Annotated in this window: 15 protein-coding genes; 11 read left to right on the plus strand and 4 right to left on the minus strand. The window is 63.9% G+C overall.

The genetic code is table 11. The features are described from left to right. Nucleotides 1-85: 85 nt before the first annotated feature. The 4 genes from fabZ to lpxB are packed head-to-tail and all read left to right on the plus strand — an operon-like array spanning nt 86 to nt 3298. Nucleotides 86-547 carry a 3-hydroxyacyl-ACP dehydratase FabZ gene (gene fabZ / locus FOY53_RS09460; RefSeq protein WP_146588100.1) on the plus strand — a complete coding sequence of 154 codons (462 nt, stop codon included), beginning with the start codon at nt 86-88 and terminating at the stop codon, nt 545-547. Then, nucleotides 544-1326: an acyl-ACP--UDP-N-acetylglucosamine O-acyltransferase gene (gene lpxA, locus FOY53_RS09465; protein ID WP_146588101.1), complete on the plus strand. Its 783-nt coding sequence runs from the start codon at nt 544-546 to the stop codon at nt 1324-1326. Before fabZ ends, lpxA begins: the two co-directional genes overlap by 4 nt. Nucleotides 1327-1331: 5 nt before the next feature. After that, nucleotides 1332-2138, plus strand: a complete 807-nt coding sequence (locus tag FOY53_RS09470) for an LpxI family protein (protein ID WP_146588104.1) — start codon at nt 1332-1334, stop codon at nt 2136-2138. Then, nucleotides 2138-3298 (plus strand): lipid-A-disaccharide synthase, encoded by a 1161-nt coding sequence (lpxB, locus tag FOY53_RS09475; protein WP_146588106.1) that lies wholly within the window; start codon nt 2138-2140, stop codon nt 3296-3298. The genes FOY53_RS09470 and lpxB overlap by 1 nt, the downstream gene beginning before the upstream one ends. A gap of 36 nt (nt 3299-3334) precedes the next feature. Here lpxB and FOY53_RS09480 read toward each other — a convergent pair whose 3' ends face one another. Continuing rightward, nucleotides 3335-4018, minus strand: coding sequence for an invasion associated locus B family protein (locus FOY53_RS09480; protein ID WP_146588108.1), 684 nt, complete (start codon nt 4016-4018; stop codon nt 3335-3337). A gap of 560 nt (nt 4019-4578) precedes the next feature. On the opposite strand from FOY53_RS09480, the gene FOY53_RS09485 reads away from it, so the two are divergent. Next, the gene (locus FOY53_RS09485) at nt 4579-6141 is read left to right on the plus strand and encodes a helicase HerA-like domain-containing protein (protein ID WP_146588110.1); all 1563 of its coding nucleotides are present in this window, start codon (nt 4579-4581) and stop codon (nt 6139-6141) included. 108 nt (nt 6142-6249) lie between these two features. On the opposite strand, the gene FOY53_RS09490 is transcribed toward FOY53_RS09485, so the two are convergent. The 3 genes from FOY53_RS09490 to FOY53_RS09500 form a co-directional block, all read right to left on the minus strand. After that, complete coding sequence (locus tag FOY53_RS09490; protein WP_146588127.1) at nt 6250-7041, minus strand: ABC transporter permease; 792 nt, start codon at nt 7039-7041, stop codon at nt 6250-6252. A gap of 25 nt (nt 7042-7066) precedes the next feature. After that, nucleotides 7067-7789 carry an ABC transporter ATP-binding protein gene (locus FOY53_RS09495; RefSeq protein ID WP_146588129.1) on the minus strand — a complete coding sequence of 241 codons (723 nt, stop codon included), beginning with the start codon at nt 7787-7789 and terminating at the stop codon, nt 7067-7069. Between the two features lie 198 nt (nt 7790-7987). Then, the gene (locus FOY53_RS09500) at nt 7988-8743 is read right to left on the minus strand and encodes an SDR family NAD(P)-dependent oxidoreductase (RefSeq protein WP_146588131.1); all 756 of its coding nucleotides are present in this window, start codon (nt 8741-8743) and stop codon (nt 7988-7990) included. 116 nt (nt 8744-8859) lie between these two features. Here FOY53_RS09500 and FOY53_RS09505 point away from each other — a divergent pair, with 116 nt between their 5' ends. From FOY53_RS09505 to FOY53_RS23050, 6 genes are all read left to right on the plus strand, one after another. Then, on the plus strand, nt 8860-9372 hold the full coding sequence (locus FOY53_RS09505) for an SRPBCC family protein (RefSeq protein WP_146588133.1): 513 nt from the start codon (nt 8860-8862) through the stop codon (nt 9370-9372). Between the two features lie 97 nt (nt 9373-9469). Beyond that, nucleotides 9470-9955, plus strand: coding sequence for a (2Fe-2S)-binding protein (locus FOY53_RS09510; RefSeq protein ID WP_146588136.1), 486 nt, complete (start codon nt 9470-9472; stop codon nt 9953-9955). A gap of 45 nt (nt 9956-10000) precedes the next feature. After that, nucleotides 10001-12367 (plus strand): xanthine dehydrogenase family protein molybdopterin-binding subunit, encoded by a 2367-nt coding sequence (locus FOY53_RS09515; RefSeq protein ID WP_146588139.1) that lies wholly within the window; start codon nt 10001-10003, stop codon nt 12365-12367. A 99-nt stretch (nt 12368-12466) separates the two neighbouring features. Next, complete coding sequence (locus tag FOY53_RS09520) at nt 12467-13258, plus strand: FAD binding domain-containing protein (protein WP_146588141.1); 792 nt, start codon at nt 12467-12469, stop codon at nt 13256-13258. Between the two features lie 256 nt (nt 13259-13514). Next, the gene (locus tag FOY53_RS09525) at nt 13515-14282 is read left to right on the plus strand and encodes an SDR family oxidoreductase (protein WP_146588143.1); all 768 of its coding nucleotides are present in this window, start codon (nt 13515-13517) and stop codon (nt 14280-14282) included. A 271-nt stretch (nt 14283-14553) separates the two neighbouring features. Next, nucleotides 14554-14876, plus strand: a 323-nt coding sequence (locus FOY53_RS23050; RefSeq protein WP_186766558.1) for a hypothetical protein, incomplete at its 3' end; no start/stop codon positions are given.

Here is a 14876-nt window from a genome sequence, read left to right on the forward strand (position 1 = left end):
CGGGCATCGGCGCCGGACACGCTTGCCCCGGCGGCGCGGGATTGCTAGGCACAGGGAACCATCCGCCGGGAGCAAAGGACACCGCATGACCGACACGCTGAAAAGTGCCGATATCCAGCTGATCCAGCGAATTCTACCGCATAGATATCCCTTCCTGCTGGTGGATCGGGTGATCGAGATTGACGGCACCGCGTCGGCCCTGGGGATCAAGAACGTCTCGATGAACGAGCCGCATTTCCAGGGGCATTTTCCGGGCACGCCGATCATGCCGGGGGTGACCATTGTCGAGGCGATGGCCCAGACGTCGGCGGTGATGGTCGGGGTCGCACTGGATCTGGCCGACAAGGAAATGCTGATCTATTTCATGTCGATCGACAACTGCAAGTTCCGCCGGAAGGTGGTGCCCGGAGACCAGTTGCGGATGCGTCTGACGACCCTGCGCGGCAAGGCGGGGGCCAAGGTGTGGAAATTCCGCGGCGTGGCCGAGGTGGACGGCGAACTGGCCTGTGAGGCCGAGTTCACCGCGATGATGGACCTGCCGAAATGAGCGATATCCATCCCAGCGCGGTGATCGAAGACGGTGCCGTCGTCGGCACGGGCTGTGTGATCGGCCCGTTCTGCCACATCGGTCCCGAGGTGCGGTTGGGTGCCGGGGTGACGCTGAAAAGCCATGTGGTGGTGACCGGTGACACCGTCATTGGCGAAGGCTGCACGATCTATTCCTTTGCCGTCATCGGCGAGGTGCCGCAGGATCTGAAGTTCCGGGGCGAAAAGACCCGGCTTGAAATCGGGGCGCGCAACCGGATTCGCGAACATGTGACCATGCACGCCGGCACCGAAGCGGGTGGCGGACTGACAAAGGTCGGTGACGACGGGCTGTTCATGGCCGGGTGCCATGTGGCGCATGACGTGCGCATCGGCGACCGGGTGATTCTGGTGAATTCGGTTGCGCTGGCCGGGCATTGCATCATCGAGGATGACGTGATCGTCGGCGGACTCTCCGGTGTGCACCAGTGGGTTCGGATCGGTCGCGGCGCGATAATCGGCGCCGTCACCATGGTGACCAACGATGTGATCCCCTATGGCCTCGTGCAGGCGCCGCGCGGTGTGCTGGACGGGCTCAATCTGGTGGGACTCAAGCGCAAGGGTGTTTCACGCACCGACATCACCGCCCTGCGGGCGGCCTTCCAGATGCTGGCGCAGGGCGAGGGGTCGTTTCAGGAACGTGCCCGCAGGCTGGGAGACGAAACCCAGAGTGACTATGTGCGCGAGATCGTGAACTTCATTCTGGCCGACACCGACCGGCATTTTCTGACGCCGGGCTGAGCGCGATGCTGGCGCTGATCGCAGGGCGGGGAGCACTGCCGGCCGCAGTTGCCAGGGCGCAGTCGATGCCACCCCTGGTCTGCACGCTGGATGGTTACGCGCCTGACGGGCTGGCGGTCGACGTCACCTTCCGGATCGAAACCCTGGGCAGCCTGCTGGAAGAGCTGCGGCGTCGCGGTATCCGACAGGTGTGTCTGTGCGGTGCGATCCGCCGTCCGGAAATCGATCTGACCCGGATCGACGAAGCCACCATGCCGCTGGTGCCGGTGCTGCGCGACGCATTGCGCGCCGGGGACGACGGCGCGCTGCGGGCGGTGATCGGCCTGATCGAATCCGACGGACTCCAGGTGCTGGCGGCGCATCATGCGGCGCCCGGTCTGCTGATGTCGGCGGGAACACCCACGACGCTGTCACCGCCCGCAGAGACGGAACTGGACGCGCGGGCGGGCGAAAGCGCACTTGTGTCCATGGCCCGCGCGGACCTGGGACAGGCCTGCGCGGTGGTTGCCGGACAGGTGCTGGCCACCGAGGGCGAGGCCGGCACAGATGCGATGCTGGCGGCGCTGGCCCGGGACAGACCAGAGCATTCCGTCCCCGGACGTGGTATTCTGTTCAAGGCGCCCAAGCCCGGGCAGGACCGGCGCGCGGATCTGCCGACCATCGGCCCCGAGACTGCGGCGGCGGTGGCCCGGGCCGGGCTGGGCGGCATTGTCATCGAGGCTGACAGCGTGATTGTGCTGGATCAGCCCGGAGTCGTCGCGGCGCTCGACCGGGCAGGGCTCTTTCTGTGGTCTCGAAACGGAGCAAAATGATGCGGGTCTTTGTCATCGCCGGAGAGCCCTCGGGCGACAAGCTGGGGGCCGCGCTGATGCAGGGTCTGTATGAAATCGGCCCCGAGGATCTGCGCTTTCGCGGTATCGGCGGACCGTTGATGGCCGAAGAGGGGCTGACAAGCCTGTTTTCCATGGACGAGATTTCGGTCATGGGGATCTCGGAAATCCTGTCACAGTACCGCGCGCTCAAACGTCGGATTCAGGAAACGGCCGAGGCGGTGATTGCCGAGAAGCCGGATGTCCTGATCACCATTGACCTGCCGGAATTTTCCCTGCGGGTGGCGCGGCTGGTCAAGGCCGCCTGTGACGTGCGGGTGGTGCACTATGTTGCGCCCACGGTCTGGGCCTGGCGTCCGGGGCGGGCGGCCAAGATGGCGTCGCATGTCGATCAGGTGCTGGCGCTGTTCCCCTTCGAGCCGCCCTATATGGAAGCGGCGGGGATGCGCTGCGATTTTGTCGGGCATCCGGTGGTGACCGATCCTCTGGCGGACATGGCGGATGTGGCGCGGTTTCGCCTGAGCCACGGCCTGGGCGAGGCGCCGGTGATGTTGATGCTGCCGGGGTCGCGGCGTTCGGAAGTGCTGCGGCTTGCTCCGGTCTTTGGCGAAGTGGTGCGCCTTCTGGTTCAGGAACGGCCGGATCTGCGCTTTGTTCTGCCTGCGGCGGTTCCGGTGGCCGGGCTGGTTCAGGAACTGGTGGCGAACTGGCCGGGCCAGCCGATCGTTCTGGACCCGCGTGACAGCGAAACAAATGCGGCCCGGGAAAAACGCAGTGCGTTCGCGGCTGCGGATCTCGCGCTTGCGGCCTCGGGCACCGTGTCACTGGAACTCGCCGCGGCGGGCACGCCGATGGTGATCGCCTATGACATGAACTGGATCAGCCGCCAGATCATCGGTCGCCTGCTGAAGGTCGACACGGTGACATTGGTCAATCTGGTGTCGGAAACCCGGGCGGTTCCGGAATTCATCGGCAAGGACTGCCTGCCCGGACCGATTGCGCAGGCACTGCTTGGGGTTCTCGATGCACCGCAGGATCAGGCTCGGGCCATGTCGTTGACGATGGAACGGCTGGGGCTGGGGGGCGAGGCGCCGGGCATTCGCGCCGCGCGGGCCGTACTGGACGGTATGGCCGGGGGCTGACGGCCGGGGCACCCAGGTGTCCCGGCCGTTGCCGTGTTACTGCTTGAGCGCCGTGATCTGGTCAAAGGCAGCGGTAAAGCCGCTAAGCGACATGGTCACTTCGACCTTCTGGTCCGGAGCGAGGGCGGGCACGATGGTGATCTTGCCATTGGCACCGGCCTTGAACGCGGCAACTTCGGCGGCGGTAAAGCCAACCCGCGCATAACATCCCACCTGTGTGCAGAACGAGAAATCATAACGCTTGGCAGCGCCGGTATCGACGGCGATGGTCAGTTTCTGCGTCAGCAAGGTTTCCAGCGGTGCGACGAAAGTCGCCCCTGCAACCACCTGACCGCCTCCGGCGACCTTGAACAGGCTGACTTCGGCAACATTGGATCCCTGGCTGTCCTTGAGCAGTTGATACATCTGGCAGGGCTCGTCGCCCGTCTCAACCTTCAGGCACTGGACGTCCCAGGCACCGGACTTGGTCTTGGTATAGGTGCCGTCGTTCTGCGCCCGGTTGGTGGCACCCGGTGCGGCCGCGTCGGCGGGTTCGCCGGTGTCGAGCACGCTGTCGGACGGCATCACAACCGCTTCGGGGGTGTCGGAAGTCTCGGCCTCTGCCGCGGGGGCGGCCTCTGTCGCCGGGGCGGCAGCTTCCGGGGTGGCAGTGTCCTGCGCCCAGGACGGAGGTGCCGCCAGCACCGCCAGTGTGGAGAGAAGAAGAATGGATCGTGTCATAAGGTAAGCTCCTCGAGCCCGGTCAGCATTATGTCAGGCGGTTACCATGAGAGGGATGCGGTGTCAGGCGCAAATTGCGCAACCTTGCCGGGGCGGCGGCGGAATTCTGCGCGATACAGCTCTGTAAAATAAGGAAAGGGGCCTTTCGGCCCCTTCCCCATTTTCTCTCCCTGTCGGACCGGCCGACTATTTTATGAACCGGACGCTACGAGAACTGATTGAAACGGTCAACAGGGTATTTTCAAGAATTTGGTCTGCTTGACGGTCAGAACAGCCTTGGATGTATAGAAACAGAGGTTCGGGCGGCAGGTGACTCATCCAATGGGTGAAAAAGGACGAAATAGATCCCGTTAACCCGTTATACATCCTGTCAATTTTGTCGGGCGTGTTTATCCGGCAAGCCGAAAAAGGCCGCGCCCAGAGGCGCGGCAGTCTGACAGGGAGGTCATTTGCCCGGCGTCAAAGAGGACATGTGGCACCGGACGCATTTCACTCTGACAGAACCCGGTTAAAAGAGTATGTTCGCGCCGTACATTCAGAACGAAAGGGATACACGGGCCATGGATGAGGCGATATTTGTTGGTGGCGGTGGCGCGCAATACGCGGAAAAGCAATATCTGAGCTTGAAATACGCCAATCGCCACGGACTGATCGCTGGCGCCACTGGCACAGGCAAGACGGTGACCCTGCAAATCCTGGCCGAGGGGTTTTCTGCCGCTGGCGTCCCGGTGTTCCTGTCGGACGTCAAAGGCGACCTGTCCGGTCTTGCCGCTGCGGGATCTGCTGCGGCCAAGCTGCACGCGCCGTTCACCGAACGCGCTGCGAAAATCGGATTTGACGACTATACCTACGCTGCATTTCCGGTGACCTTCTGGGATCTCTATGGTCAGCAGGGTCATCCGGTGCGCACCACCGTGGCCGAAATGGGCCCGTTGCTGATCTCGCGGTTGCTGGAGCTGTCCGAGGCGCAGGAGGGCATACTCAACATTGCGTTCCGGCTGGCGGACGAACAGGGGCTGCCGCTTCTGGATCTCAAGGATCTGCAGGCGCTGCTGGTCTGGGTCGGCGAAAACCGCGCCGACCTGTCCCTGCGCTATGGCAATATTTCCGTGCAGTCCGTGGGGGCGATCCAGCGGCGGCTGCTGGTGCTGGAGAATCAGGGCGGGGCGCAGTTGTTCGGAGAACCGGCGCTGGCGCTGGCCGACCTGATGCGCACCGGCGCGGACGGGCGCGGCCAGATCAACATCCTGGCGGCGGATACGCTGATGGCCTCGCCGCGGCTGTATGCGACCTTCCTGTTGTGGCTCCTGTCCGAACTGTTCGAGGAACTGCCCGAGGTCGGCGATCCGGACAAGCCAAGGCTGGTGTTCTTCTTTGACGAGGCGCACCTGTTGTTTGACGACGCGCCCAAGGCGCTGGTCGACAAGGTCGAGCAGGTGGCGCGGCTGATCCGCTCCAAGGGGGTGGGGGTGTATTTCGTGACCCAGAATCCCGACGACATCCCCGAGGATATCCTGGGCCAGCTGGGCAACCGGGTGCAGCACGCGTTGCGCGCCTTTACCGCGCGGGACCGCAAGGCATTGCGCATGGCCGCCGAGACCTATCGCGAGAACCCGGATTTTGACACCGAGGCGGCGATTCGCGAGGTGGGTGTCGGCGAGGCGGTGACGTCGATGCTGCAGAAGAAGGGCGTGCCGGGGGTGGTCCAGCGGACCTTGATCCGGCCGCCGTCCTCGCAGCTCGGACCGCTGGAGGCCGCGGCGCGGGCGGCCCTGATTGCGGCGTCGGATCTGGGGGCGAGGTATGCGCAGCCTGTGGACCGGGTCTCGGCCTACGAGATGCTGAAGGCGCGGGCCGACACGGCGGCGCAGGCGGCCGAGGCGGCCGAGGCGCGGCAGGACGACGTGTCGGCGACAGAGCGCGAGTACAGCGCCGGGCGCCGGTATTCCGGCACACGTGTGGGGCGCTCGACGTCACAGCCAAAGCGGACAGCGCCTTCCCGGCGCGCCGAGGATGACAGTTTTGGCGAGGCGATGGGGCGGATGGTGATGAAGGAATTGTCCGGCACCACCGGGCGGCGGATTGTGCGCGGTATTCTGGGCGGATTGTTCAGGGCGCGGTGACTTTGACCGCTGTCGAGGGGGCAGTCTGCCCCCGCCTGGCCAGAGGCCAGACCCCCCGAGGATATTATTTCCCGAAGATGATGCGGGCCGGGCAGTGTGGCGCTCGGTTCAGCCCTTGCGGTTGATCAGGCCGCGCGCCGGATCGTAACCCCAGAGCGCCAGCGCCATGAAGAGGACGGTGGCCAGCAGGGTCCAGAGCAGCGCCCAGCCATTGAATTGGGTGTAAAGCGCGAAACGGATCAGTTCGACCGCGTGGGTAAAGGGATTGGCGGCGCAGATGTCGCGCAGCAGTGCGCTGCTTTCGGCCATTTTCCACAGCGGATAGAGTGCCGAGCTGAGGAAGAACATCGGGAAGATGACAAAGTTCATCACGCCGGCAAAGTTTTCCAGCTGTTTGATGAAGCTCGAGAGCGCGAGGCCGAGGGTGCCGAGCATCAGGCCCGAAATCAGCAGTGCCGGCAGTGCCGCAAGGTAGCCCAGCGGTTCCATCGTGATGTCGAACAGGGCGGCGATCAGCAGAAAGGCGTAGACCTGCAGGATCGAGATCATCGTGCTGCCCAGCAGTTTGCAGAACAGCAGCCAGCCACGCGGCAGGGGGGCGGTCAGCAACAGCCGCATCGAGCCGGTTTCGCGGTCATAGACCAGGCTGAGCGAGCTTTGCATGCCGTTGAACAGCAGGATCATGCCGCAGAGACCGGGGACGATGTAGGTCTCGTAGGTGATATAGGTCTGATAGGGCGGCAGGATCGACAATCCGAGGGCGGCGCGAAAACCGGCGGCAAAGACCAGCAGCCAGACCAGCGGGCGCACCAGGGCGGCGACAAACCGTTCGCGCTGGTGCACGAACCGCAGGGCTTCGCGCAGGACGATGGCGCGCAGGGCGGTGAGATAGGCTGTCATCGCGGGGCCAGGAACGGGATACGCATCACGCGGCAATACCGGTTGTCTGCAGGAAATACTGTTTCAGGGGCGTATCCCCGCGCAATGTGGCGCTCGGTCCCTGCGCAAGGATACGGCCCTGATGCAGCACGACCAGCTGATCGGTGTCAAACACCTCGTCGGTGAGATGGGTGGCCCAGAGCACGGTAAGCCCTTCGTCGGCGCAGAGCCTGTGCACATGGTCGGTGATCGACTGGCGGGCGGCCGCATCAAGGCCGACCGTGGGTTCGTCCAGCAACAGCACCGAGGGGGCGTGGATCAGGGCTCGGGCGATTTCGGTCCGGCGCCGGTGACCACCGTTCAGGTCGCGGGTCTTTTCTCCGGCCCGCTCCAGAATCTGCAGGCGGTCGAGGGAGCTGTTGATGCGCTGTTGCGCCTCGCGCCCCGAGAGGCCGTGCAGAGCCGCGAAATAGCTGAGGTTCTGGCGGATGGTGAGATCGAGGTCGAGGGTCTGCGACTGGAACACCACGCCCATTTTCTGCAGCGCCTGCCGGGGGGTGCGGGACATGTCGAAACCGGCGATCCGGATGCTGCCCTCACGGGTGGTGAACAGCCGGGTTAGCAGTGAGAACAGCGTTGATTTTCCGGCGCCGTTCGGGCCGAGCAGAGCGGCGAACTGCCCCGGGGCGACGTCGAACGAAACATCCCGCAGCGCTTGTTTTGCCCCGTAGCTGTAGCTGACCGAAGTGACCGAAAGACCTGTGCTCATCACGCATTCCCATGTGAGGTCAGGGGGTTGCACGCGTTCTTGCATTCATCCGCGACCCGCTCGCTGAGACAGAGCATAGTGGTGGGCTGGCGTTTGGCAAACCTGAAATCCGCTGCCGGAACCGCGACTTTCGGCGCAGCGACAACGACCGGCGCGCCGCGCCGCGACGGTGCCGCGTCGAGCAGGCCCGAAACCGAGTCAGGTGTGCTGGCCGCCATTGATCGGGATCTCGGTGCCAGTCACGTAGGACGACAGCGGACTGGCGAGGAAATACACCACTTCGGCGACTTCTTCTGGTCGGCCCAGACGTTTCATCGGCACCTGGCTCTCGACCAGCTCGTCCGTCCCGGGGGACAGGATGGATGTCTGGATCTCCCCCGGTGCCACGGTGTTGACCCGCACGCCGGAGTTGCCCAGCTCATGCGCCAGTTCGCGGGTAAAGGCCGAGAGGCCGGCCTTGGAAATGGCATAGGCCGCACCGGCGAAGGGATGCACCCGGGCCGCCGCGATGGACGAGATGTTCACCACCGAACCACCGGCCTGACGCAGTGGCGCCAGCAACTCCTGGCACAGGATGAAAGGCGCCACCAGGTTGACGTGCTGGACGTCAAGAAAGGTGGCGATGGGGGTGTCGATCGCACTCATTCGCGCACCGTCCGGCCCTTTGGGCGAGATGCCGGCGTTGTTCACCAGCGCATTCAGCCCACGCCCGTTCAGTAGCTTCTTGAGATCGGCGGCAGCATTCAGCACCGACTGGGTATCGGCCAGATCGACCTTGAGGTGTTGGACGATGCCGTCGGCCCAGGGGCAGATCTCGGAAAACGGGGTGCGTGCCAGGGTGATCACGTCCCAGCCATTGCGGTAGAAATGCCGCACGATGGCATGGCCGATGCCACGGCTGGCGCCGGTGACGGCGACAACCGGTTTGCGGTCTGAATCCGACTGCAGTGACATGCGGGCAATCTCCTGTGGGGGGCGGTGTCCTGTGGGGCCATGGTCGTAGGCCATTGGTCTAATACAACCGATGTGTCAGACTGCATAGGCTGCGACCAGAGAAAAGGACCACACCCATGAAGATGAGCGATTCCCGAGAGATCAAGGCCGCGCCAGAGGTGGTCTGGGCGGCAATTCTGAACCCCGAAGTGCTGAAGGCCTGCGTGCCCGGCTGCACGGACATGACCGGTAACGCCGAAGAGGGCTTCGAGGCTACCGTGACCCAGAAGGTGGGGCCGGTTAAGGCGACCTTCAAAGGTCAGGTGAACATTTCCGACATGAACGAGCCGCACAGCCTGAAGTTGAGCGGTGAAGGCAAGGGCGGCGCTGCGGGGTTTGCCAAGGGCGGCGCGGTCGTGACGATGGCACCGTCTGAAACCGGCACTCTGCTGACCTATGACGTCGAGGCCAGCGTCGGCGGCAAGCTTGCGCAACTGGGCAGCCGCATCATCGACGGTTTTGCCAAGAACATGGCCGACAAGTTTTTCCAGAACTTTCAGGAGGCCGTGGAAGGTCCTGCAGATCCGGACGCCGCGCCGGAAACCGACGACGGCAAGAAAAAAGGCTGGTTCAAGCGGCTGGTGTCCTGAGCCGGGTCCGGGCACGGCCAGGAAGCGGCGACAGGATTTTGCACGCTGCATACGAATTGATTGAAAACAGAGACAGACAATCCAACGGGAGGGATTCATGGCGAAAGTAGCGATGAAGGTGAACGGCAAATCCGTGAGCCGCGAGGTTGAGGGGCGCACGCTTCTGGTGCAGTTCCTGCGCGAAGATCTGCGGCTGACCGGCACGCATGTGGGCTGTGACACCAGCCAGTGCGGCGCGTGCCTGGTGCATGTGAACGGCGAGGCGGTGAAATCCTGCACGATGTTCGCCGCCGAGGCCGATGGCGCCGAGGTCACGACCATCGAGGCGATGGCCAACGATGATGGTTCGCTCAACACCGTGCAGCAGGCGTTTCAGGACTATCATGGCCTGCAGTGCGGGTTCTGCACACCTGGGATGGTGATGAGCGCCACGGCGCTGCTCAAGGACAACCCCAAGCCGAGCGAGCGGGAAATCCGCGAGTATTTGCAGGGCAATATCTGCCGCTGCACCGGATACCACAACATCATCAAGGCGATCATGGCGGCCAGCGGCCAGGACGTCGCGTCCGTCGCGGCGGAATAATTCAGGGATCACGGCGGGTCCGGCCCGCCAAAAGGGAGGAATAACATGCCAAAAGATACCGGCATTGGTGCCAGCTCGAAGCGGCGCGAGGACGTCCGTTTCCTGACCGGCAATGGACGATATACCGACGACATCAACATCTATGGCCAGACCTATGTGCATTTCCTGCGCTCGGATGTGGCGCACGGGCGGATCACCAGCATCGACACGTCCGCGGCCGAGTCCATGCCGGGCGTGGTGCGGGTGTTCACCGGCAAGGATTTCGAAGGCATCGGCGGTCTGCCCTGCGGCTGGCTGGTGACCGACAAACATGGTCAGCCGATGAAAGAGCCGGCCCACCCGGTTCTGGCACAGGGCAAGGTCCGTCACGTTGGCGACCCGATCGCCGCCGTCGTGGCCGAGTCGCTGGCCGAGGCGCGCGATGCGGCCGAAGCGATCATGGTCGACATCGAGGAACTGCCCGCCGTAGTGGACATGAAAAAGGCGCTGGAGTCCGGCGCGTCCAAGGTACACGACGATCTGGCTGACAACCTGTGCTTTGACTGGGGCTTTGTCGAAGAGAACCGCGAAGCGGTGGACAATGCGATTGCCAACTCTGCGCATGTGACCACGCTGGAACTGGTCAACAACCGTCTGGTGGCCAACCCGATGGAACCGCGGGTTGCCGTGGGCGAATACAACCGCTCGGACGACATGTCCACGTTGCACACAACCAGCCAGAACCCGCATGTGATCCGCCTGCTGATGGGCGCCTTTGTTCTGGGCATCCCCGAGCACAAGCTGCGTGTCGTCGCTCCGGACGTCGGGGGCGGTTTCGGCACCAAGATCTTCCATTATGCCGAAGAGGCGTTCTGCACCTTTGCGTCGCGCCAGGTGCAGCGGCCGGTTAAATGGACATCGACGCGCTCCGAAGCGTTCATGTCGGATGCGCAAGGCCGCGATCACGTCACCAAGATCGAACTGGGGCTGGATGCGGACAACAACTTTACCGCGCTGCGCTGCCTGACCTATGCGAACATGGGCGCATATCTGTCGACCTTCGCCTCCTGCACGCCGACCTGGCTGCACGGCACGCTTTTGGCCGGGAACTACAAGACTCCGCTTATCTACACCAACGTCAAGGCGGTGTTCACCAACACGGTGCCGGTCGATGCCTATCGCGGCGCGGGACGTCCCGAGGCGACATTCCAGATCGAGCGTGTCATCGACAAGGCGGCGCGTGAACTGGGTGTGGATCCGATCAAGCTGCGGCGCCAGAACTTTATCACCGAGTTCCCCTATGCCACGCCTGTGGCGGTGGAATACGACACCGGCGATTACGTGGCGACGATGGACAAGCTCGAAGAGATTGCCGACATCGCCGGGTTTGCCGCCCGCCGCGCCGAGAGCGAAAAGAACGGCAAGCTGCGCGGTCTGGGTGTGAACTGCTATATCGAGGCCTGCGGCATCGCACCGTCGAAACTTGTCGGCCAGTTGGGCGCGCGCGCCGGTCTCTACGACGCGGCGACGGTGCGGGTGAACGCCACGGGATCGATCTCGGTCATGGTCGGGGCGCACAGCCACGGTCAGGGTCACGAGACGGCATTCCCGCAGGTGGTCGCCGAAATGCTCGGGATTCCCGAGGACCAGATCGACATCGTGCATGGCGATACCTCCAAAATCCCGTTCGGCATGGGCACCTATGGTTCGCGCAGCCTTGCGGTCTGTGGTTCGGCGATGGTGCGGGCGACCGAAAAGATCATCAACAAGGCCAAGAAGATCGCGGCGCATCTGATGGAAGCGTCCGAAGCCGACATCGAGCTCAAGAACGGGCAGTTCACCGTTGCGGGCACGGACAAGTCGGTGGCCTGGGGGGATGTGACCCTCGCGGCCTACGTGCCGCACAACTATCCGCTCGAGGACATCGAGCCGGGCCTGGAAGAGACGGCGTTCTACGATCCGAGCAACTTCACCTATCCTTCGGGGGCTTACTGCTGCGAGCTCGAGCTTGATCCCGAAACCGGCAAGGTGACGATCGAGCGTTTCTCGGCAGCGGATGACTTTGGCAACATCATCAACCCGATGATCGTGTCCGGTCAGGTGCACGGCGGCATTGCCCAGGGCATCGGGCAGGCGCTGCTCGAGAATTGCGCCTACGACCCGGAAACCGGTCAGCTGCTGAGCGCGTCCTATATGGATTACGCGATGCCGCGCGCCGACGACGTGCCGTTCTATGCGGTGGATCATTCGTGCCAGACACCCTGCACGCACAACCCGCTGGGGGTGAAGGGCTGCGGCGAAGCCGGGGCCATCGGATCGCCGCCGGCAGTGATCAACGCGGTGCTGGACGCGCTGAACTCGGGCGGGCACAAGGTCGAGCATATCAACATGCCGGCCACGCCAAGCCGCGTTTGGGCCGCGATGCAGGGCTGACGGACAGGGCGGGACCTGGGGGTTTACCCCCAGGTCCCGTTCAGGAAATTTTAGGGCAGAGGAAGGCCACGGGCCATCTCTGTACTGGAGGACAAAGACATGTATGCATTTGAAGTTGAACGGCCCACATCCATCGCCGATGCGGTTGCGGCCCTGGGGCGCGAAGACGCCCAGGCGCTGGGAGGGGGGCAGACACTGATCCCGACGCTGAAGCAGCGGCTGGCGTCACCCTCGGTTCTGGTCAGTCTGACCGGCATTGCCGAGATGCAGGGAATCCGCACCGACGACGCGGGTCTGCTGTGCATCGGCGGTGGCTCCCGGCATGGTGTGGTCGCCAAAGAGGTGGCGGCAAACTATCCCGGGTTGGCAGGGCTGGCCGCCCACATCGGAGATCCGGCGGTGCGCAATCGTGGCACCATTGGCGGCAGTCTGGCCAACAATGACCCCTCGGCCTGCTATCCGGCGGCGGCCCTGGCGTCGAAGGCCACCATTGTCACCAACACGCGCGAGATTGCGGCGGATGACTTCTTTCAGGGTATGTTCACCACTGCTCTGGAGGAGGGCGAGATCATCACCGAGGTGAAATTCCCGGTCCCGCAGGCATCCTGCTACATCAAGTTCGAGCAGCCCGCATCGCGCTTTGCGCTGGTGGGCGTGTTCGTTGCCAAGTTTGCCGATGGCGTCCGCGTCGCGGTGACCGGCGCCTCCAACAACGGCGTATTCCGCTGGACCGAAGCCGAAGCCGCACTGGCGTCGAACTTTTCGCCCAGTGCGCTGGAGGGGCTGTCTGCGTCCGCCGATGACATGATTGCCGACCTGCACGGATCGGCTGCCTATCGGGCGCATCTGGTGGGTGTGTTGACCAAGCGGGCGGTCGCCGCCGCTAAGTGACGTCACGGTTGACGGATCGACGCCTGCCGGGTCAGCGCCCGGCAGGCGTTTCTTGTTGGGATCCAAGGGGTGCGCGGCTGTCGTCCGGAGAGGGTACGTCCCGAAGCGAGAATTTTTAGCGCTGTCCAGATCACAGGCATCCCGGTTCCGGTTGTGTGATAACCGTGCAAGACAGGGATGCTGCGGAGCGACACGCCCGGCTGGTGGCAGCCGGAACCGGGCCTGCGCAGGCAAGTGACGGACATGCGGGGGTCTGATGCGGGTCGACAGAAATACAGTGGTGGTGGTCAGTGGCGCGGCCTCCGGTCTCGGGGCCGCATCGGCGCGGGCGCTGGCGCAGGCGGGGGCACAGGTCATCCTGTTTGATCTGGACGCGGACCGGGGTGCGGCGCAGGCCGCGTCACTGGGCGCGCAGTTTGCGCTGGTGGATGTCAGCGATCCTGACTCTGTGGCGGCGGCCTTGGATCAGGTGTGGCAGGTGCACGGCGCCCTGCATGTGGTGGTGAACTGCGCCGGGATCGCCCCGGCGGCCAAGACGGTTTCGCGCGGCGCGGCCCATGATCCGACGGTCTTTGCCAGGGTGGTCGGGATCAATCTGATCGGAACCTTCAACCTTGCCTCGCAGGCGGCGGCCTACATGGCGCGGAACCCGCCACAGGGCACGGACGGCGAGCGTGGGGTGATCCTGCTGACCGCAAGTGTCGCAGCTTATGAGGGGCAGGTGGGTCAGGTGGCGTATGCGGCCTCCAAAGGCGGAGTCGTCGGCATGACCCTGCCGATGGCCCGTGATCTGGCGCCGTCGGGAATCCGGGTCTGTACCATCGCTCCGGGGCTGTTTCTGACGCCGCTGCTCGAGGGGTTGCCGCAAGAGGTACAGGCATCGCTTGGCCAGCAGGTGCCGTTCCCGCCGCGTCTGGGAAAACCCGAAGAGTATGCCGCACTTGTGTGCCACATCGTCGACAACCCGATGCTGAACGGCGAGGTTATCCGGCTCGACGGCGCCATCCGCATGGCGGCGCGCTGAACCGCAAAAACCGCGACGGATTTTCAAGATCAGCGTTGCAAGGGCGCCGCCTTGATTCGGCCTTGTCAGCCCTGTGCCGTCATCGGCACTGACGCCGTCGAGGAAACAGTTTCCGAACGCGCCGGACATTGCAGTCCAGACCAACGACAACGGACAGATTTAAAACACTTTTCAGACGAAAGTTTTGCGTCCTCCTGTCCAATCCCGCCACATTGAGGGCCAGGCGCTTCCGCGGAGGCTGCTGCCGGGGGAACGTTAGAAGGAAATTGAAATGTCATATTTTTACAGCAGTTGGACTTCATCCGGAAGCACCAGCACCTCGTATCACAACGGCGGCGTCGAAGGCGACTCGCACAGCGAATGGTATGATCAGAACCTCGCTGGCAAGTACGCAACGACATCCGAGAGCGTAACCACGGTGGATCCGGACGGTGGCACCAAGGGTTCCGGCAGCGGTGGCACCAAGGGCTCCGGCAGCGGCGGCACCAAGGGCTCCGGCAGCGGCGGCACCAAGGGCTCCGGCAGCGGTGGCACCAAGGGCTCCGGCAGCGGCGGCACCAAGGGCTCCGGCAGCGGCGGCACCAAGGGCTCCGG

It is taken from the genome of Puniceibacterium confluentis (genome assembly GCF_007923445.1).
Classification (GTDB): domain Bacteria; phylum Pseudomonadota; class Alphaproteobacteria; order Rhodobacterales; family Rhodobacteraceae; genus Puniceibacterium; species Puniceibacterium confluentis.